The organism is Streptomyces sp. B5E4 (assembly GCF_039871555.1).
GTDB lineage: Bacteria > Actinomycetota > Actinomycetes > Streptomycetales > Streptomycetaceae > Streptomyces.
Genome location: NZ_JBDPMI010000006.1, coordinates 250,386 through 271,729 on the forward strand (window position 1 = coordinate 250,386; position 21,344 = coordinate 271,729).

At 67.6% G+C, this 21,344-nt stretch carries 11 protein-coding genes and 1 pseudogene; all 12 read right to left on the reverse strand.

Going from position 1 to position 21,344, the window contains the following annotated elements:
• Window positions 1-628: 628 nt before the first annotated feature.
• Complete coding sequence (phnE, locus tag ABGA99_RS11290) at window positions 629-2,374, reverse strand: phosphonate ABC transporter, permease protein PhnE (protein ID WP_347582575.1); 1,746 nt, start codon at window positions 2,372-2,374, stop codon at window positions 629-631.
• Window positions 2,371-3,180 (reverse strand): phosphonate ABC transporter ATP-binding protein, encoded by an 810-nt coding sequence (phnC, locus tag ABGA99_RS11295; RefSeq protein ID WP_347577237.1) that lies wholly within the window; start codon window positions 3,178-3,180, stop codon window positions 2,371-2,373. Before phnC ends, phnE begins: the two co-directional genes overlap by 4 nt.
• On the reverse strand, window positions 3,168-4,115 hold the full coding sequence (locus ABGA99_RS11300; protein WP_347577238.1) for a phosphate/phosphite/phosphonate ABC transporter substrate-binding protein: 948 nt from the start codon (window positions 4,113-4,115) through the stop codon (window positions 3,168-3,170). The genes phnC and ABGA99_RS11300 overlap by 13 nt, the downstream gene beginning before the upstream one ends.
• 124 nt (window positions 4,116-4,239) lie before the next feature.
• Window positions 4,240-5,364: a phosphonopyruvate decarboxylase gene (aepY, locus tag ABGA99_RS11305; protein WP_347577239.1), complete on the reverse strand. Its 1,125-nt coding sequence runs from the start codon at window positions 5,362-5,364 to the stop codon at window positions 4,240-4,242.
• Window positions 5,361-6,479, reverse strand: a complete 1,119-nt coding sequence (locus ABGA99_RS11310; RefSeq protein ID WP_347577240.1) for a ketoacyl-ACP synthase III family protein — start codon at window positions 6,477-6,479, stop codon at window positions 5,361-5,363. The genes aepY and ABGA99_RS11310 overlap by 4 nt, the downstream gene beginning before the upstream one ends.
• Entirely contained in the window at window positions 6,476-6,898 is a 423-nt protein-coding gene (locus ABGA99_RS11315; RefSeq protein ID WP_347582587.1) for a phosphopantetheine-binding protein, read from the reverse strand. The genes ABGA99_RS11310 and ABGA99_RS11315 overlap by 4 nt, the downstream gene beginning before the upstream one ends.
• Before the next feature lie 73 nt (window positions 6,899-6,971).
• Window positions 6,972-13,304: pseudogene (locus ABGA99_RS11320) on the reverse strand (acyltransferase domain-containing protein); the annotation flags it as partial.
• 2 nt (window positions 13,305-13,306) lie between these two features.
• Window positions 13,307-14,863, reverse strand: coding sequence for a 2,3-bisphosphoglycerate-independent phosphoglycerate mutase (gene gpmI, locus ABGA99_RS11325; RefSeq protein ID WP_347577242.1), 1,557 nt, complete (start codon window positions 14,861-14,863; stop codon window positions 13,307-13,309).
• Entirely contained in the window at window positions 14,860-16,179 is a 1,320-nt protein-coding gene (gene aroA / locus ABGA99_RS11330; protein WP_347577243.1) for a 3-phosphoshikimate 1-carboxyvinyltransferase, read from the reverse strand. Before aroA ends, gpmI begins: the two co-directional genes overlap by 4 nt.
• A gap of 52 nt (window positions 16,180-16,231) precedes the next feature.
• On the reverse strand, window positions 16,232-16,981 hold the full coding sequence (locus ABGA99_RS11335) for an SDR family oxidoreductase (protein ID WP_347577244.1): 750 nt from the start codon (window positions 16,979-16,981) through the stop codon (window positions 16,232-16,234).
• 20 nt (window positions 16,982-17,001) lie between these two features.
• Window positions 17,002-18,147, reverse strand: a complete 1,146-nt coding sequence (locus ABGA99_RS11340) for a hypothetical protein (protein WP_347577245.1) — start codon at window positions 18,145-18,147, stop codon at window positions 17,002-17,004.
• A 644-nt stretch (window positions 18,148-18,791) separates the two neighbouring features.
• Window positions 18,792-21,320 (reverse strand): molybdopterin-dependent oxidoreductase, encoded by a 2,529-nt coding sequence (locus ABGA99_RS11345; RefSeq protein ID WP_347577246.1) that lies wholly within the window; start codon window positions 21,318-21,320, stop codon window positions 18,792-18,794.
• Window positions 21,321-21,344: the final 24 nt, after the last annotated feature.

The window sequence follows — 21,344 nt, forward strand, 5'->3', positions numbered from 1 at the left end:
CTATGAAATGTGCACACGGGTGTACCAGCAGCAGTGGGGTACATCTTCCGTGCTGCTTCAAGACGTTGGGCAGCGCCACCCACACACCCAGTTCGTGGTGGGGCGGGCCACCGCGGCGAGCCGTTGGCAGTCGGGCAAATCGTGGCCCCTTCCACGTCGCCGCCGACGGTAAGTAGTCGACGGGGTACAGCCCCGGGGCCGTAGAGGGTTGTCCTTTCGCCAAGCGAGGGTGAGCGGGCACACCACGGCCATCCGCTGCTTCTCGTGACGGCACCGGTGGACGCAGCCGACGCCGGTGCTGGTATCCAGGAGGATCAGCTCGTCGACGTCCGCATGGGTACGCACGTGAAGGCGGCCGGTCGGCGTACGGCTGCGGGACTGCGGCGCCGAGCCCATCCTGCGCGGCGTGGCCCGTTGCACGCTCGCCCTGCTCGGCGCCTCCGGCGCCGGCCAGGCCAGCGCGGGCGCACCTGCTGGCCCGCTTCTGGGACCGCACTCATGCACCGTCGAACTCCTGCCCGCCGACGGCGGCGACCCCATCGACGTACGCCCCCCGCACGACCGAAGTCCCGCTACGCCCCGCCTTCCGGCGAAAGGCCAGGTCAAACGGCGAGATCCTGCCGGAGCACTAGCTCACCGTCCGTCGGAACCACATAGCCAGGCCCTCCACCACCAGCACGGTCGCGAACACGAGCAGCATCACGGTGGTCACGACCCCGAACTCCAGCACCCTGGAGGCGTTCAGAAGCTGGAAGCCGATGCCTCCTGCCCCCACGATGCCCAGCAGTGTTGCGGCACGGATGTTGACGTCGAGCTGGTAGAGAACGTGCCCGACCAGGGCCGGTGCGGCCTGAGGCAGCGTGGCCGACACGAACACCTGCCACCGGCCCGCCCCGGTAGCCCGCAGCGCTTGCTCCACTCCGCCGTCGACCTCCTCCAGCGAGTCGGCCACCAGCTTGCCCAGCAACCCGATCGCGCCGACACCCAGCGCGAGCGAGCCGGCGACCGCACCCAGTCCGGTGATCACGACGAAGACAATGGCGAGCACCAGCTCCGGAATCCCGCGAATAAAAACGATCAATGCCCTGAACGCGCCGGTCGTGAACGGTGAAGGGGACACGTTCCGCGCGGCCAAGGCTCCGATCGGCAGAGCGAGCACCGTCCCGATCAGCGTCGCAGCGAGAGCGATCTTCACCGTGACCCACAGGTCGGCCAGCAGCGTAGGGAGGATGCTGCCCGTTTCGGGGGGCCAGAACAGGCCCAGCGCGTGCGGCAGGTTTCCCAGTCCGGTGAAGAACTGTCCCGGCCCCAGACCGGCCGCGACCACACAACCCGTGACCGCGGCGCAAGACACCGCCGCGTACACCGTGCGCCGTATTCGCCGCCCGTCCCAGGGCATGCCGACCGGCATCGTGCTCCGTTGTTGTGCCGGCCGCGACTGGCCGTCACCGACGGGCGGCGGCTTCCGCAGCCCAGGTACGGCAGACGAGGAAGTGTGGGACCGGCCGGCTGACCGCCGCGACCGCCGCTCCTGACGGGGCAGCAGCCCTCGGCGCAGGGCTCCAGACAGCAACTCCGCAAGAACGCACAGAACGAGCACCACCAAGGCCAGAGCCATGGCACGCGGGTAGTCCAGCTCGCGCAGGGACGAGGCGATGGCAAAGCCCAGACCATCGACCCCCACAAAACCAAGAACCACCGAGATCCGCAGATTGATGTCGAAACGGTGCAGCGCATTGGCCGTGAACGACGGCAGTACCTGGGGCAGCACGCCGGTCGTCAGCTGCTGGAGACGGCTGGCGCCGGCAGCCCGCACCGCGGTGCGAGGCCCTTCGTCGATCTGCTCAATGGCATCCGCGTACATCTTGCCGACCATGCCCACCGAATGAAGACCCATGGCGAGCACGCCCGCCATCGCACCCAGGCCGAACACCCTGAAGAAGACGATGGCCAGCACCACGTCCGGCACCGCACGGGCCAACACGATCAGCCCACGTGCCCCCAGGCGGCCGGCCCGGGTCGGGGTAGTGTTGCCCGCGGCCAGCACCGCAATCGGGATGCTGATGACCACCGACAGCAGCGTCGCGCAGACCACGATCGCCAAAGTCTGGCGGGCAAGCCGAAACAGTTCCTCCCAGGGTGGGAAGTCCAGCGGCAGGGCCCGGCCAAGGAAGTCGACGGCATTTCCGGCACTGTCCATCAGCGTCGCCACGTTGATCTTCAGATCGACGAACGCCCACAACGACAGAACACACAAGGCGAGCATGGTGAACGCCGCCGCCGTGCCCAGTGGCGTCGGCCGCGCCGCGACCCGCGCCTTGTCCTCCCGCGCCGGCGCGGGCCGGGGAGGATCGGGCAGCGTCACCTGGTTCATCCGGTAGCCGCCAGCACCGCCGCGGCATCCGCCCCCACCCCGGCGTACACCGCCATCACCTGATCACGCTTCAAGCCCTTGACCGGCGTGTCCAGGACCATCCTGCCCGCACGTAACCCCACCACCCGGTCGCCCCAGGACAACGCCAGGTCCACCTGATGCAGACTGCACACCACGGTCAGCTGCCGCTCCTGGCTGATGTCCCGGATCAGTTGCATGATCTGTGATGAGGACTCCGGGTCCAGGGAAGCAACCGGCTCATCGGCCAGGAGGATCTCCGGACGCTGCATCAGCGCCCTTGCCACCGCGACCCGCTGCTGCTGTCCGCCGGAGAGGGTGTCGGCGCGCTGCAGTGCCTGGGCACTCAGGCCGACCCTTTCCAAGTGTTCCAGAGCCTCGAAGCGAACCTTTTTCGGGAATGTGGGCAGGCCGAGCCGAGGCCCTCGCAGCGTGCCGAGTGCACCGGTGCACACGTTCTCCAGAACAGTCAGACTGCGCACCAGGTGAAACTGCTGGAAGATGAATCCGACCCTTCGCCGAAGTTGCCGGAGTTCCTTGTTGCGTGCGCGGCCGACGTCGGTGCCCAGAACGTTCACGGTGCCGCTCGTCGCCTGCTGTAGTCCGTCAATGTGTCGCAGCAGGGTCGACTTCCCGGACCCGGACAGTCCCAGCAGGACGACGACTTCTCCGGCCTCGATACTCAGCGTCAGGTCATCCAGGGCCTGGGTGTCCGCACCGAAACGCTTGCTGACCTCACGGAACTGTATGAGCCCGCCCGGCAGGAGTGCCGTCGTCAACTCTGGCACTGCTCGTCCTTGGTGGTGGCGCACACCTTGCGGACGCCGTCATACATGGCGTCGCTCACCTTCGTGAAGCCCCAGTTCCCCTGGTCACCGACCGAGCAGACCGTCGTGCAGAAGCCATTTTCCTTGAGGTAGTCGGCGTTGGCCTTGGTCTGCAATGCGGTGACGATTTTGTTCTTCAGTCCGGAGTCCAGCTCATTGCTGACCGCGGCCGGCGAGCCCGGCACGATCTCGGACTTCCAGATGGTCTCCACCGCACCCGGCTTGATCTGCTTCTTGTCGATGAGCTGGTGTTCCACCATCGCGTCGTAGGCGAAGCCCATATCACACTGACCACTGACCACCGACAGAACGGACGCGTCGTGGCCACCGGCCATGACCTGCTTGATGTCCTTCTCGGGATCCACCTCGGCCTCGATGAACCCCGCGGACGGATACAGGTACCCCGAGGTCGAGTTCGGCTCGACGAAGCAGACCTTCTTGCCCTTGGCGTCTGCCAGGCTCTTGATGTCGGAGCCCGTCTTCACGAAGCCGTAGGAGCGATACCCGGGCTTCGCGCCCTTTTCCGTGACCAGCGCGGCGGCGGGCTCGATCTTCACCCCGGAGTTGAGAGCCAACACGTAGGTGAAAGGCCCGTAGACAGCGATGTCGATCTTCCCGGTCCGCTGGCCCTCGATGATGGCCGCGTAGTCGGTCGCCTTCTGGAAGGTGATCTTCTTGCCTGTCTCCTTCTCCAGCATCGCGATCACACCGGCGAAGCTCTGCTCCAGTGTGGTGGAGTCCTCGGTCGGGATAGTGGCGAAGATGAGACTGTCAGGGTTACGAGCACCCCCCTCATCCTTACCGCCCTTGTCGGCGGCGCTCGATCCGCAAGCGGTCACCAGGAGGGCTGAAAGAACCGTTGCGGCGCTCAGAATCTGCCGGGTGCGAGTAGACATAGGTGGAGATCTCCTCTGCGCCGGCGGCCGGTGCGCGTGGCACACCAGCCGTCGGTTACGTGGTGAGTCGGGGATGAACGGAAGGGAAGAGGAAGGGATCTGGCGTCGTTGTCGGCCTCGGGAATTACGGGAGGCCGGACGCCGCCGCCTGTACGGCTCGTGCGAACCGGTCGCGCATGTTCTCCGGCGAGTGCGTGGCGGTCGCCCGCGGCGGCATCGGCCCTGTGCGGCCACGGGTCGGGACCAGGATCAGGTGCGGGCCCGGGCTGTGCAGGGCACGGGTGACCTGCGCGCGAACCTGCTCAAGGCTTTGACACCGTTCCGCCATTGCATAACCCGCAGCCCGCGCCACCTCCTCGATGGACGTACCAGCGGACGTGGTGGATTGCCCGCCGGTCGACTCGTGGATGCCGTTGTCCAGCACGATGTGCACCAGGTTGCCGGGTGCCTGGTCGCCGATCGCCGAGAGCGCACCCAGATGCATCAGCGCGGCGCCGTCGCCGTCGAGGACGAAGACCGGGGTTCGCGGCTGCGCCAGGGCAACCCCCAGGGCTAGGGACGAGGCGTGTCCCATGGAGCCCTGCATGTAGAAATTGCGCGGCCTGTCATCGAGACCGAACAGCTCACGCCCGGTGAAACCAGTGGTGGCGATCACCGGCGCCTCGCCGGCCAGCTCGCTGACCAGGCTCACCACCTCGCCGCTGTGCTGCCTGGCCTCGACCGCGCTGTCCTCGCCAGGAGGGCACTTGCCCACAGCGCCCTTCTCCACGAGAACAAAGGGTGCCTGCCCTTTGGACACTGCGGCCTCAGCCTCATCCAGGATGCCGCTGAACTCCTCGTGCGAAGCATCCGCCCGCAGGATCCACCGCGGCAGGCCGAGCATCTCCAGGAAGGGCTGGGTGATCCCGCCCATCACTTCGTGCTGGGGTTCGTCCTGGGCGGGGTCCGGCCACCCGCGAAGGCTCACGAACGTCAGCACCGGTATGCGGTAAGTCATCACCAGTGATGTCAGGGGATTGACCAGATTGCCCAGCCCGGAGTTCTGCAGCATCACGTAGCAGCGCTCACCCGCCAGCGCCGCTCCGACCGCGACGGCCACGGCGTTGCCCTCGTTCGCGGCCGGGGTGTAGCGCCCGGGAGTGCGGCTGAGATGGGCGATGGGCCCTCCGAAGAAGGAACAGGGGACACCACTGGCCCTGGCGAAGCCGCGTTGTTCCAGTTCGCCGCAGAAGATGTCCGCCTCGATCACCGCCTGCCTCCTTCGGCTAATCCGGCCGTCTGGCCGGTGGATGATGTCTGCGCGGCGGAAGTGACCGCACCTGGCCCGGACGCCCAGCCAGGGCGTGCGTCGATGGCCACGACCGCACAGGAGATGGATGTGCCGCCCCCGTGAGCGACGATCAGCACGTGGTCACCGGGTCCCACCTCGCCGGTCGCCACGAGATGCTCCAGACCGATGATCTGGTCGTTCACCGTGAGGTGGCCGAACTGGCGGCCGTACTCGAGTAGACCCTTGTCGGAACTGACCCCCATCGGGTCCAGGATGACCTTCAGGTAGCTCTCCAGGCCGGTGAAGACATGCGCCACACGCGTGACCTGCTCCGGGGTGATTCCAGCCTCGGCCATCGACCGCAGGGCGAGTTCGGCGCGCAACTCGCCCTGGCGGCTGACAACTTCGGCGACAGTATTTCCCAGATCGTCCCCGAACGAACTCAGCCGCTCGCGGAAGTCGACCCGTTCCCCTCCGGCGCTCTCGGGGGAGTAGATCGGTTCCTTGCCGCGGTAGAGCTGTTCCAGCTCCGGTGTCGATCCGGAATTGATGGACAACAAGCGTGCGAAGCCGCCCTGTTTGGACAGCACCACCGCCGATCCGCCGTCCCCGATGACGCCGTTCTGCAGCCCGAACGCCCACCGGTTGAAGTCCGGCCTGCCCGAGTTGTCGGCCCCCGTCAGAAGAGCCCCCGAGCCTTCCGGCTGCGCCATCAGGTACGAGGCGGCTATTTCCATTCCGCCGATCAGCCCACTGCACGCCTGCCAGATAAGGAAGGAAGGAACGTCACGCTGTGTGACGTGGTGCAGAACGTACTGATGAGGAGACCAGCCCAGTGGGCCCTGCGGCCAGCTGTGCGCGTGGATGTGAAGACTGAGGCTCGCTCCGTCCTGCCCGGCCCGCTCCATGGCCTCACGGGCGGCGTGGACCGCCATATCCGGGGCGGAGATGTCACCCGCTACAGCCGCGCCGGTCCAGCCGAACCACTCGTAGTCCTCCTCCGAGTAGAGGCCCTGTTCGACGGCCTTCTCCGCACTCATGATCTCCGGGAGGTACGTTCCCAGGCCGGCGATGTGGATTCCAGGTGTTTTCACAGCTCAGCACCTTCTGTGTCCGCGTCACGAGAGTTGCTGCCGATGTGGTCGATGATCTTGTTGAGGGTGCCGCCCTTGAGGAGGAGGGTGACGGGGATGTCGGTCTGGTGGGTGCGTTCGATGCGTGCGCGGAGTTCGACTGCCATGAGGGAGTCGAGGCCCATGCGCTTGAGGGGGGTGGTGGGTTTGACGCGGCTGGTCGGCAGTTTCAGGACGCTCGCGACGGTGGCCGTCAGCTCCTCCAGCAGAGCGCCCTCGTCCGTTCGGGTCGGCGGTGCGGGTTCGGCCTTGACGGCGGCAGGGACGGGAGCCTTCGGCGTCGGCTCGACGGTCCTGGGCTTCACGGGCGCGGGTGCGGCGCTGATCGGTTCTGTCGGTGTCGGAACACGTACCTGATCTTCCTTCTGTGTCCGCGTCACGAGAGTTGCTGCCGATGTGGTCGATGATCTTGTTGAGGGTGCCGCCCTTGAGGAGGAGGGTGACGGGGATGTCGGTCCGGTGGGTACGTTCGATGCGTGCGCGGAGTTCGACCGCCATGAGGGAGTCGAGGCCCATGCGCTTGAGGGGGGTGGTGGGTTTGACGCGGCTGGTCGGCAGTTTCAGGACGCTCGCGACGGTGGCCGTCAGCTCCTCCAGCAGAGCACCGTCATGCACAGCGGTACCGGCAGCCGGCGCCGCAGGCGATGCCGGAGTCACGACCGGCGAACTACGCGCTGCTTTCCTCACCGGCGAAGCAGGCTCCCGCACGCCAGGCCGCACCGCAGCGGACGCCACGGGACTGGACGTCACCAGTTGCTGCTCGGCGACCGGCGCCTTCCCCGACAAGGGGCCCGCTTCGCCCTGCGCCAGCCCCCGGAACTGCGGAGTCGACGCAAGAGCGGGGTATGCCTGCGCCCACACGGGCCAGTCCACCCGGAGCACGGCCGCCTGGTCGCACTGATGCTGCAGAAGATGCTCCAGGACGGCCAAACCTTGCGAGGGGGCGAAGTGCTGCATGCCCTGCGGAACAACGTCCCGTTCATCCTCCTGGGCCTTGCGCGCCATCATGCCCACGCCGCCCCAGAACCCCCAGTTGACGACAGACGCCGTCTGGCCGCGCTGCAACCGGTAGTGCGCCAGAGCGTCCAGGAACGCGTTCCCCGCCGCATAGGCGCCGAGCAGAGGTGAGCCGAGCAGAGCCGACCCGGACGAGAAGAGGACGAAGAAGTCCAGCCGCTGATCCCGGGTCAATCGGTGAAGAGCCCATGCGCCTGACACCTTCGCGTGCAACGCGGCGCTGATCTGCGGCGACTTGAGATCCCGCACCAGCGTGTAGTCGATCGTTCCGGCGACGTGCAGCACCCCACGCAGCCGCGGCAGTTCAGCCGCCTCACGTTTCGCAAGCACCGTCCGCATGGAGTCGAAATCCGCCGTGTCCACAGCGGCGTACTCCACCTCGACACCGCGCCCGGCCAGCGACCGAAGGATCGACACCTGCTCATAACCTGGGTCGGTGGGCACGACGCTCTCCCATTCCTCACGTGGCGGCAGAGCGGTGCGCCCCGTCAGGAGCAGGTGCCGGGCTCCTCGGTCCGCCAGCCACGAAGCGACACGGCCTCCGATGCCTCCGAGCCCACCGGTGACGAGATAGGTCGCATGGGCAAACACGGAGAAGTCGGCCTTTTCCGCGTTGCTCTCATGGGCGGTGTGCCCCGGGAGCGCAACGACGACCGGACCCGTTCCGTCCTGCACGGACTGGGCTTCCCTCAGGGAGAGTTCCGTGAAGCCGGCCGTTCGCAGGACCCCCCGCTCCGCGAGCTCACAGACCTGCCTCAGCGCCGTACCCAGTTCCTGCGGAGCGCGGGAGAACAGCTCTGCGAGCTCGACAGTGTGGAAGGCGCGGTTGTGGGAGAAGTCCTCAACAGAGAGATGCCCGGGCAAGGAGCCGAACGTGGCACTGCAATCCACGTAGCGTCCGCCCGGCCTCAACTGCCGGGCGGTTGACGCGTTCTTCCGACCGGAACCCGAGGTCACCAGCACATCCAGATCCCGGGCTTCGCTGGAGACCACGGTGGACCCCAGGGCTGTGGCGACCTTCGCGGCGGCGTCGGCCAGCTCGCCCGTGGTGTCGTCGACGGCAACCCGCTCCGCTGTGGCCACACGTGCCACATCGTGCAGCGCGCGATATGCGGTGACGAAGCCGCGCGGCAGCGTGACTGCCTGGGCCGCCGTCAGGTGGGCAGGCTTCGACACCACCACGGAGGCCGGGACAGTCACCGTACCGGCGAGCGGCCCCTGCACCAGAGCGAGGACGGTGTCGCCGGTAGCAACTCCGTCAGTGCCGTCCCCGACTGCTGCGACGACGCCTGCGCACCCCCACATGAACGCGGGATCGGTCACACGGTTGCCGTCTCTGGCGCCGATGCCGCCGTGGCTGACCTCGATCACGACATGACCCGCCGGAGCCCCGGCAGCTTCTACGGCGCCGACTTCCTTGCGGACCAGGCGGGCAGCCAGCCGCAGGCCGTCACGCAAGCCAACCTGGGATTCGCCGTCCGCATGCAGCAGGTGCGTGAGAAGAGCGTCGACGCTGGCAGGGGCGTCGTCGAGATCGACCATGCTCGTCTGCCAGTCCGGATGCTCGATGGCCAGCGTGCGGCCCAGCCCCCATATCGGGGCCTGGAACGGAGACTTGACCTGGTCCTGGCGCTGTACGAGCTGCGCCGAGCGCGTCACCAGCCACAACCGTGGTGGCCGGTCATGGTGTGCCTCTGCCAGTGCCTGGGAGAGGTGCACTGCGCTACGGCAGGTCAGGTCTTCGGCCCGTTGGATCTCCGCATCATTCGCATCGCCCGAGACGGTGGCGTCCAGGCTCCACATGTGGACGATGCCGCGGATCGTGGAGTCCTGGCTTGTTTCCATGAGGATCTTGGCGAGGTCATCACGTGAAGCCGGGTCCACTCGATGCCGGTCAGCACCGGTCGTCGCGTACCCGCGGGCGGCGGTGACGACGACGACCCGCTGGCCCATTCTCTGCAGCCCCTTGACGACATTGCGCCCGATGTGGCCGGAGTCCGTCAGCACCACCCACGTTCCGTCCTGCTCAACAGCAGGTGTCGTCAGGGGGGCTGCCGGCGTCCACTGCAACTCGTACAGCCAGTCGCCGGGTCCGTCCCCCTCGTCAGCGTCCGGTGCGGATGCCAGCGGAGCTGGAGCGTGCCCCCGGAGGTACTGCAGGCGCAGGCCGGTCATATCGGCCACCAGGGCTCCGGTTTCATCGAGGATGCGGACGTCGCCCGTAAACGAGTCCTCGCGTGCCTCCGGTTTCAGAACGCAGTGACTCCACAGCTGGGTGCCCGGCCGCCGGAAGATCCGGACCTGGTCGATGCCTCCCAGGACGAACGCGTGGTCCTGTCCCTCTTCGATGTCCGGCCGGGCGGCGACGAGGGAGTGCGCCGCTGCGTCCAGAACAGCCGGGTGGAAACGGTGAGCGTCCCAGTCGGCCAGCACGGACGATGGGCCGGCCAGACGTGCCAGGGCCTCGCCCTCGGCCATCCAGACGTCCTCCACGGCCTGGAACGCACCGTTCCACTGATTGCCACGCGCCGCGTGCCAGGGGTAGAACACGGTCTTGTCCTGGTGCCGGCCTGCGCGGGACCTGATGTCGGCGACAGCCTCGGCGGTGCCGGCGGGTGCCGCACACGAACTGACCGTGGCCTCGGCGTGCAGGACCCACGGGGACGCCGACGATGCCTGGCTGTGGACCTCCAGGGAATACTCGGGAGCAGAACCGGTCAGCCTCAGGGTGACGCGGATGTCGACGGCGCCCTCGTCCAGGAACAGTGCTTCGCGGTAGCGGATGTCGCGGACGGAGACCGGTGCGTCCCCGTGGATCTCTGCCGCGGCCGCTGCGGCGAGCTCGATGTACGCGGTGCCCGGGAAGATAACGGAGCCTTGCACCTGGTGGTCATCGAGGTAGGCGTTGCGTGCCCGGTCGATGGGCCCCTGCCACGTCCGTGTCCCCGAAGGAGCGGGGACGGCTGCGCCCAGGAGCGGGTGGGTGTGGACGACGCCCGGGGGAAGACCTGTTTCCTCAAGACCTTCCGCAGGCGCGCCGCGGGAGGACGCCGGCCCCTGAGTCTCCTCGATCCAGTGCTGGACACGCTGCCACGGGTAGCGGGGCAGTGGGACGAAGCGGCCGCCGCCGGTGACTTTCTCCCAGTCGAAGGCGACATTCGCGGTGTGCAGCTTGGCCACCGAGGTGAGGAGTGATTCCCGCTCGTCGTCGTCCCGACGCAGGGAGCCGACGGCCGTGCTGGGCTGCCCGTGAGCCTCAGCTGTGGCAGCGATCGCGGAGGCCAGGACCGGGTGGGGGCTGATCTCCACGAAGACGGTGTTTCCCGTGTCCAGTTGAGTACGTACGGCGTCGACGAAGTTGACCGGTTCGCGAATGTTGCGCGCCCAGTACTCGGCGTCCATCTGGGAGCCGTCGATCGTTTCGCCGAGGAGGGTGGAGTGCACGGGGATGGTGCCCGCCTGAGGGCTCAACTGCTTCAGCTCGGACAGCAGGTCTGCGCGGATGGTGTCCATCTGCGGCCCGTGGGAGGCGTAGTCCACGTTGATCCAGCGGTTGAACACGTCCTGCTCGTCGAGCTTGGCCAGGATCTCTTCCAGCGCGCGGCGGTCCCCGGACAGCAGAGTGGAAGTAGGACTGTTGGCAGCAGCGATCGCCACCAAGTTCTCGTAGCCGGCGATGGCTTCGCCCGCCTGCTGTGCGGACTGCTCCACCCAGGCCATCGTGCCGTGACCGCTCAGGCGCCGGGCCATCCGGCTGCGCCGGCAGATCACCGCGCCGGCGTCCGCCAGCGACAGCGCACCACTGATGTAGGCGGCGGCTGCCTCGCCCATGGAGTGCCCGATCACGACGTCGGGCTCCACTCCCCAGGAACGCCACAGCTCGGCCAGAGCGATCTCCATGGCCCACAAGGTGGGCTGAATGACGTCCACACGGGCGAAGCGCTCGGTGTCGTCGCTGTTCAGCAACTCGATGACCGACCAGCCGTTCTCGTGGCTGATCACACCGTCGCAGGCCTTCATGGCCTGCTCGAACACCGGCTCCGTGGCCAGGAGCTGCCGTCCCATTCCGATCCACTGCGATCCCTGACCGGGGAAGACGAACACGACGCGGGGGCGTTCCTCCTCCACGTAGAGAGCCGAAGCCGAACCGTGCGCTTCGCCGTCTTCGGCGAACTCCCGCAAAATGGCTGCAGCTTCGCCGCGAGAGGCCACGGCCATGGCCAGCCGGCAGTCGAAGTGGCTGCGCCGTTGCAAGGCGCTGTAGGTGAGGTCCTGCAGGGACGGCGCGGACGGACCCTCGTCGTCCAGAACGTCGGCCCAGGCGCCGGCCAGCTCCATCAGCGCCTCAGGTCCGACAGCCGACAGAGCGAGCAGATGCGTCCCCGGCTCCTCGGCACCGCCGCTCTTCTGCGCGGGACGGGGTTCCGGCGCCGACAGCACCACGTGGGCGTTGGCTCCGGTGAGACCGAAACTGCTGACTCCAGCCCGGTGAGGGCGGCCGCGGTCGGGCAGGGGCGTGTACGTGCTCGGCAGCCGCACCGGGAGGGTGTCCCAGGGGATGGCCGGGTTGGGCGTGTTCTGGTGAAGGTTCGCGGGCACCGCGCCGTGCTCGAGACTCAGCACGGTCTTGATGAGGCCGGCCATACCGGCTGCGGCCTCCGCATGGCCGATGTTCGTCTTGGAGGAGCCCACCAGGCACGGCTGGTCGACCGGACGGCCCGGTCCCAGGACCTGCCCGAAGACTTCCAGTTCCACCTTGTCGCCGACGCTGGTGCCGGTGCCGTGCGCCTCAAGGTAGTCGATCTCGGCCGGGCTGATGCCCGCCTGCTCATAGGCACGCAGCAGGACGTCACGCTGCCCTTCGACTCCCGGTGTGACCAGGTAGCCGCTGCTCTGCCCGTCATTGCCGATCGCGCTGCCCAGGATGACCGCCCTTACCCGGTCCCCGTCGGCCCGGGCCTGGGACAGCGACTTGAGAATGACGACGCCCACCCCGTCACTGCGTACAAAGCCGTCGGCCGATGCGTCACCGAACTTGCAGCGCCCGTCGCTCGCCAGCATCCGCGCACCGGAGTAGACGGTGCCTTCCTCCGGCAGGAGCACCACGTTGGCTGCGCCGGCCACCGCCATCGTGGTCTCGCCTGACCGGATCGACTGGGCGGCAATGTGCACGGCCGTCAGTGAGGACGAACAGGCTGTGTCGAGGGTGACGCTCGGGCCACGGAAGTCGAAGGAGTAGGCAACGCGGCCCGAGGTCATGGCGCGGGCGGCAGCCCCGATCAGTCCGTAGAACTCGAGGTCCTGAGGGTTCTGGTACTGCATGTGCCAGTAGTCGCCGCCGAGCTGGCCCATGTAGACACCGGTGTTCGATCCTCCGATACGGCCCAGGTCCTGCCCGGCATCCTCAAGGGCGTCGTAGGTGGTCTCCAGCAGCAGACGCTGCTGGGGATCCATGCGGGACGCTTCCCGGGGCGAAATCCCGAAGAACTCTGCGTCGAACTCCTGGATCCGTTCCAGGAAGCCGCCCCACTTGCTGCTGGTCCGGCCCGGCGAGCTCGGGGACGGTTCGAAGATGGCCTCGACGTCGTAGCGGTCACGCGGTATCTCGCTGATCGCGTCGGTACCGGCGCGCAGTTGATCCCAGAACGTGTCGATGTCCGGCGATCCGGGGAAGCGTCCGGCCATGCCGATGATCGCGATCGGCTCGGCCTGCTCGCGGCGCTTCCCGTCCGTGCCACCCTCAGCGGCGCGATCCGAGTTGGTCTGCATGGTCAGTCCTTGTGTTCAGCTCGGTTGCCGGCTCCACTCAGCAGTGAGGGGGCCGACATGACGGAAGGGGCCTGAATGCCGAGGAGGTCCAGAACTGTCGGCGCAACGGCAGGCAGCGTGAGGGACTGCGGAGACAGATCGGCGGCCAGACGCCGGCCATCGGGGTCGGCAAGAACGAACGGCACCGGGTTGTGGGTATGACCGCCGTACGGACGCACCGTGCCGTCGGCGCCGGTCTGGATCATCTGCTCCGCGTTGCCGTGGTCCCCGACCAGAACGACCCACCGCCCGTGCTCGGCTGCCGCCTGACAGATCCGGCCGACCGCCTCATCAGTCACCTCGGCGGCCCGGATGGTGGCCTCGTAGTCGCCGGTGTGCCCGACGACGTCGATGTTCGCCAGGTTGGCGATGACCAGCGGGGTGTCCGGACTGGCGGATGCCTCGATGACCTGGCCGGTGACCTCGGCCAGATTCATCTGCGGATGCTCCACGTAGTGCGGACCGAACGCACTGGGCACCTTCTGGTGCCGCTCGCAGGGGCGTTCCGCCGTCGAACGCCCGTTGATGAAGAACGTGACGTGCTCGAACTTCTCGTGCTCCGCGATCCGCACCGAACGCACACCGAGCTCATCAAGGACATCGGCCAGCCCGCCGGACGCGTCAGCACGCTCAACGAGCGTTTCCAACGGCGTGTCCGTGTCGTACTGGGCGAGGCTGAGCAGACGCACCTGCGTGCGCCCGCTGGACTCCAGACGTTCGTGCAGCAGGTCGACCAGCGGCGTGGTGCGGTCGCTGCGGAAGTTCGCGAACAGCACGGCGTCGCCGTCCACGATGCCCGGATAGGCGGGGCCACCGTTCAGCACCGTGGAAGCCGTCCAACCGTCGCCTTCGCTTCCCACGGCAGCGGCCTCGTCCGGTGCGGTGCGCTCGCCGACGGCGTCGGCGATCAGACCGGCGGCGCGTTCGGTGAGGTCGCGGCGGCCGCTCTTGTCCATGGCGTAGTTGCGGCCGATCACCGTGGCAATCGTTCCGGTTCCGGCCGTATCGGCCATCTTCCGAAGACGCCGCAGGTAGTCGGCCGCTGTTCCGTCGGCGACATCCCGTCCGTCGGTGATCGCGTGCAGCCACACCTGGCTCAGCCCCGCGTCGGCCGCTGCGCCCAGCAGCTCACCGATGTGGGACAGGTCGGAGTGAATCCGCCCGTCCGAACAAAGGCCGACCACGTGCAGCGCCCGGCCGGATCCGGCGAGGCGGCCACACGCTGCCGACAGGACCGCGTGCTGACGCAGGGAGCCGGATTCCGCCTGCCGGTGTACGAGGAGGCTGTCGTACTCCAGTGGCCTGCCGGCTCCCATGACGAGGTGGCCGATCTCGGAGTTGCCGACGACACCCTCGGGCAGGCCGACGGCGATGCCGGAAGCCTGGAGGAGCACGCTGGAGCAGCGGGCCCGCAGTGCGTCGAGATGAGGGGTGGAAGCTGCGGCGACGGCGTTCCCCGGACCGGGCGCTGCCTCGCCCCAGCCGTCGAGGATGAGGAGGATGCCGGGTGAGAGGGTCACGAGGCATCCTGGTCGAGCTCGGCAAGCCGGTCCCAGAAGGTGGGGAACGACTTGGTGACGCACCCCGGGTCACGGATGATCACGCCGGGGGTGCGCAGCCCGCAGATCGCGAACGCCATCGCGATGCGGTGGTCGTCGTAGGTGTCGATCACCGCCCCGTGCGGCCGGCCGCCTTCGACGGTCATGGTGTCCTTGGTGGTGCGGACCGTGACGCCCATCTTGGTCAGTTCGGTTGCGACGGCATCGATGCGGTCGCATTCCTTGAACCTCAGGTTGCCGATGCCGGTGATGTGCGTCGTGCCCTGGGCGTAGGCGGCCACGATGGCGAGGGTCGGCACCACGTCGGGCATGTTGACCATGTCGATCTCGATGCCGGTCAGGTTGTCCGACCCCTCGAAGGTGATGCTGTCGCCGGTGACATCGGCCTTGCAGCCCATGCTCACCAGTGCCCGGACCAGGTCGACGTCGCCCTGGACGGAGTCGCCGCTGATACCGGGAATGGTGACGCGCCCGTCGAGGATGGCCGCGGCTGCCAGGAAGTACGACATGCCGGAGGCGTCCGGCTCGACGGTGACATCACCACCTGTGTACCGCTGGCCGGCGCGGACGGTGAACGAGCGGTAGCCCTGCCGCTCGACCTGAACGCCGCGGGCTGCCATTGCGGCGACCGTCATGTCCACGTACGGCTTCGACAGCAGCTCACTGATGAGGCTGACCTCTACGTCCTCACGGGCGTACGGCGCGCTGATCAGCAGACTGCTCGTGAACTGACTGCTGACGGTGCCGTGCATGTACGTGGGGCCGCCTGTCAGGGAAGGACCTTCTACGGAGATCGGCGGAAAGCCGTTGCCCCGCAGGTCGAGCGCCGGGACGCCGAGCGGGTCGAGCGCGTCCAAGAGGTGCCCCATCGGACGCTCCTGCATCCGTTCCGAACCGGTCAGAACGGTGGTGCCGTGGGCGAGTCCCGCCATCGTGATCAGCAGGCGTATCGGGGTACCGGCGTTGCCCATGTCGATCTCGTCCGCCGGTGCGGTCATCTGCTTGCCGTTGGGCGTGACGGTGACGGTGTTCGTGGCCTCGTCGATGTCGACGGTGACGTGACCGAAGGCGCGCAGAGCGTCGGCGAGCAGCAGGGTGTCCTGCGACAGCAGTGCGTTGTGCAGCGTGGTCGGCTCGCTGCTGAGCCCTGCCATCGCCAAGTGCCGATTGGTGTAGCTCTTGGACCCCAGCACGGGAACCTTGGCATTCACGTTCTTGACCGGGGTCACTTCGTACTCGGCGAGGTCGAGGATCGGATTCTTCGGCAGACCGGTCATGATGTGTGCTCTCCTCCGTCTGAAATGACCCGGGATACAGGGGAGTTGCGTACTACACGTCGGCGCGGTGCACCTTGTGCTGAGCGGCTTGAGCCCGTGGCCGAACCACAAGGAAGTCCACGTTCACGTGAGCGGGTCGCGTGACTACCCACGCGATGACATCGGCGATGTCGTCGGCGACCAGAGGCTGGTCGACCCCGGCGTACACGGCGGCCGCTCTGGCGCTGTCGCCGCGATAGCGGTTGAGGCTGAACTCCTCGGTGTGGACCATCCCCGGCGCGACTTCGACGACCCGTACGGGGCGGCCGCACAGTTCCATGCGCAGAGTTCCGGCCAGCGCGTGCTGGCCGTGCTTGGCCGCGCTGTAACCGCCGCCCCCCTCGTAGACGGTGAACGCGGCGGTCGACGTCAGCACGATGACCGTTCCGTTGCCGCTGCTCACCAGGAGCGGGAGCAGGGCTTGTGTCACCTGCAGGGTGCCGAGGACATTCGTCTCGTACATCACCCGCCAGTCCGCCGGGTCTGCCCCCTCCACCTCTTCGGTGCCGATGGCACCGCCGGCGTTGTTGACGAGGACGTCACAGCGCTCGAGCCCCAGCCCGAAGGCCTTGACCGCAGCCACGTCCGTGACATCGAGGACCTGGACAACGGCCTGGCGGCCGCGTGCCTCGACCTTCTTGGCAACCGCCTCAAGGCGCTCTTGGCGGCGTCCGACCAGCACCAGGCTGTAGCCCTCGTCCGCCAGGCGAACCGCGGTAGCCGCCCCGATTCCGCTTCCGGCGCCCGTGACGACGGCGACCAACGTGCCAGCGGAGGCGGAGGTCACAACGCCCCGGCCGCGGTCGGCTCGGTGAACGAGTCGGGAACGGGGGCGCTGCCGGCCGGGAACGCCCCCAGCCAGACCACGCTTCCGGGCGCCACTGTGCAGGTGAGCCGAGCGCCGTCGGCCTCCCTGCTCTCCATCCGGCCGCTCAGGAAGACGACGGGCGTGCCCCATTCCTGTGCCTGCGGGAGCAACTCCGCGGGGGAGAACGCACGGGGCTCCGGCGAGATGTTCTGCACGCTCACGATCCGAACATCGCCCGCGGCACTGGAACGCGTGACCGCCCGCAGGCCGGCACCGGCCTCGACCTGCTTGAACTGCGAGTCGGCAGTGAACGCGGCCAGCGTGTTCGGATCGTTGCGAACGCTGTTGAGAGCCTGCTCGTACTCGACGATGTCGACGTCGGGCGCACCGGCCACGGGGGCGGTGAAGTCAGGCACGGGGACGCCGGCCTTTTCGTACACAGCGGTCACGAATCCCGCCACGACCGGGTGCACTGCGCCCGGGGCGCTGGAGAGTTCCGGCTGGAAGAGACAGGCGACGTAGAACGGGTGCCCGGTGATCTCCAGGGCACGCGGGGCATCGCGGTTGTCCCAGCCGCTGAACCGGACATCACCCTGAGTGGCGGCGTCCAGGAACTCTTTCACCATGCCGTAGTCGCACTGCAGGATCTCCTCGATCTCGGTGCGCCCCCCGTACATGGCCGACAGCCGTGATCCTTCGCGAAGGAACAACGGGACCCAGTTGTTGTTGTCGGCCGTGCAGGTGGGGGGCAGGATCAGCTTCTCGATCGGCGCGATGTCGTCGCCGAGCTCGGCGGTCTCCGGCAGGTGCAGTACGTTCTGCGCGTACTCCAGCACGGCGCTGTAGAAGCCGCCGCAGGTGCCCAGCAGCGGCAGCCCCGCTTCACGAGCGTGACGCAGAGCCCGGTGGACGCCCTGCTGTGCGTGGTAGGGGGCGCCGGGAACGACCCAGATGCCGTCGTAGACCGAGAAGTCGGTGGAGTCGTCGATGTGCCTGGTCGGTATCCACTGGGTGTCGACTCCCAGAGCGGGAAGCAGCGGTTCGATCCGGGGGTGGGCCGGCTCCTCGTGGTTGTACTGGTCTCCGACTAAGGCCAGCAGCGGCCTGCGCGCAGCGGACACGGGTTCTCCCTCTTGTGGGCGTGACGGCATGACGCCACGAGGCGGAAGCAGCGTCGGTTTCAGGACATATGGCTACGGCCGGTCGGGGACGCGACGCGGCACCAGAACTCGCCCTGTCAGCAACACGGCTCGCAGAGCGGTGAAGAGCGGCGCACACGGCAGCAGGGGGCCGGCGGACCGCAGTACGGCGAACACCATATCGATGAACGCCGAAGCAGTGGCCGACACTAGGAGCGCCCCGACGGGTATGTCAACCACTCGTCCCTGCGCCGCAGATGGAGGTGCAGGCGCTCCCGCACGTGCCCGGTGCGGGCGGGCGGCCGGATTGCACGTCATCCGGCAGTGGAAGCGAAATGAGGGGTTGCGTCTCTGCTTCGACGCATGTCAAGTTAGAAGCATGTCGATGTCGGACCGGTCGGAGGTTGATCAGAATAGGACATTTCCGCAAGGTGAGATAGCGGCTCACGGCCTGGCGGCAGACGCTTCCGGGGCGCGGACCACTGACGGGGGAGAGATCATGGGCACGCACACACTTGGCCAAGTCCTCGATGAGGCTTCGCCGATGACTCTTGCGCTGTGGGCCAGGCTTTCCTGCTGACCCTTCGCCGTGTTCGGTCCGGCGCCGGGTCAGCAGGGGCGCGACGTCAGACCTTGGTCACACGGCACGCAAAGCACTTGTAGGCCTGTTGACCCGAGAGGTTGTCGTAGAAGCGGTCGTCCAGCAGAACGTTGGCCGGCTCGTAACGGGAGGCACCAAAGACATCGCCGACGGATTGCGCCGGGCCGAACGTGTTGGGAACGAACACGGTGTCCTGGCGGATCCCTTCCCACACCAGAGCATGTCCTGTCACCGAGCCCCGTGGGCTCTCGACCTTCACCTCATCCCCGTCGGCTATGCCGTTCAGCCTCGCTGTGCGGGGGTGGATCTGAATGAACCGGACGCCGTTGAGCTGCTTGCCGGTACGCGTCCAGTGCGTGACCTCGGCGAAATGCACGACACTGGGCCGTCCTGTCATCCCCATCAGCGGGAAGTTGCGGTGAACCGCATCGCTGCCCTGCACACCCAGGACCACCGGGTGGGTCACGGCACGCGGAGTCAGGGGGTTGGGCACGAAACCCTCCTCGAAACGCACCGTGGGATGCGCCCCGGTGACCTCCGGGTGGGTGTAGAAGACCGGAAGTGCGCCGTGCCCCGAAGCCTTCAGGCCGGACTCCAGTTCAGGCGTGGTGATCTCCACCTTGCCGCTCGGCGTCAGGAACCGCTTGCCCCGGTGTGCGGGGGACAAGGAGGCCGCTGCCTCGTACCAGCTGGGGTGGTCGGCGAACAGCGTGCTCACTCCGGGGTGCCGGTCGGTGGGGCACGGCCAGCGCAGTGGTTCGGAGCGCTTCCTCAGGCGGGCGCGGCTCATCCCGCCCATGCCGGGGGTGTGCTCGACGAAGTCGGCCCACAGGTTCGCATAGCTGTCCCATCGTGCGGGGAAGGCCTTCGTCCACTGGCCGGCCGGCCCTTGTGTGTCCAGCCGTGCCATGGTCCGTGCAAGCTGGACCCAGATCTCCCAGTCGGGCTTGGACTCACCGACCCGCGGCACCGCCTGGTCCTGCCACCGGATGGCGCGGTCATCGCGGCGCATGTAGACGCCGTCCATCTCCAGACCGCTGCACACGGGCAGAATGATGTCGGCGTAGTAGGCCGGCTCCTCCATGAACAGCCCGGTGTAGACGTAGAAATCGAGCTGCTCGAACGCCTCGCGGACCTTGGTGGTGTTCGCCGAGGAGACCAGCGGATTGCCCTGGGTGATCACCGCCTTGAGACGGTAAGGCTCCCCGGTGAGAATCGACTCGGCGAAGTAGTCCGGACCCACGGGCAACGCCTCCCGCACTTTGGGCAAGGCCCCATCGAGGGCGGGCAGCCCCAGCGCGCCGGGCCAGGTGTTGTGCATGAAGTTGCAGCCACCCCCCGGGACGCCGATGTTGCCGGTGACGGCGGCCAGGAACGCCAGAGTGCGGTAGGTGTCGAACGCGCCGAGCTGGTGGGAGATTCCCGCGTTGCAGAAAATCGCGGCCGGACGAGCACTCGCGTACTCCTCCGCCATCTCGATGATCGTGGTCTCCGGTACCCCGGTCACCTCAGAGGCCCACGCGGGCGTGTAGCCGTGCTGCGCGAGGTGACGCTGGAGTTCGGTGAACCCCGTCACCCAGCGCTTCACGAACTGGCGGTCGTACAGGCCGTTACGGATGATGTGATCCAGCATGGCCAACACCAGCGCGAAGTCGGTGTGCGGCTTGGGGGAAACCCACCGGTCGGCTTTCGTGCCTGTCGGGGTGAGGCGGGGGTCCACGACAGTGAGGGTCGCCCCGGTCTCCTCCCGCCGGCGCAGCAGGTACTCGAAGGTGACCGGATGCGTTTCGGCCTGGTTCGTGCCGAGGAACAGCAGATGCCGGGCGGCACCGAGATCCTGCTTGCCGGTTGCGGCGTCCACGCCGTAGCCGTTGGTGAAGTTTCCCATGCCGAAGGTCGCGGCCAGGGCGTTCCCGCCGGCGTCGTTGCAGACGGGGCCGACGTCGATGTTGTTGGGACTTCCGAGCAGGGCGAAGAGACGAGCGATCACGGCGGTAGTGCCCTGGGGCATCCTGCCCGTGGCCCGGTTGGCGATGGTGTGGGCCTGCCCGGTATCGCGCAAGTGCAGGAGGCGGCGGGCAATCGTCTCCAGCGCCTCGGTCCAGCTGATCTCCTCGAACCGGGACTCGCGCGATCCCTTCGGGCCCGACACGCGGCGCAGAGGGGAGGTCAGACGGGCCTCGTTGTAGACCAGTTCGGGCATCATCTCGGCTTTGACGCAGATGCTGCCGTCCTGGACCGCATCCTGCTCCTCGCCGCGGATGCCGATGACGCGGTCCGCCTTCAGATCCACGTGCAGCCGGCAGTTCGCGTTGCAGAACTGGCAGGCGGTGGCCACCGTCCGGTCAGGAGTAAGTGCGGCCGAGCCGTCGGTGAAGTCGATGCGTGGAATGGTGGGTCGCCCGGTGCCGGGTATGCGGGTGGTGCCGTGCGCTGCCGTGTTCGTCTGCGTCCCCTGGGCTGCGGCCTGCTGGGCCGGTATGGCTCCTGCGGTGCCCAGAGCGGCGGTGCCGACGACGATACTGCGGCGCGATATGCGTGTGGGGTGCTCCATCGGTGGGTCGTTCCTTTCGGCGCC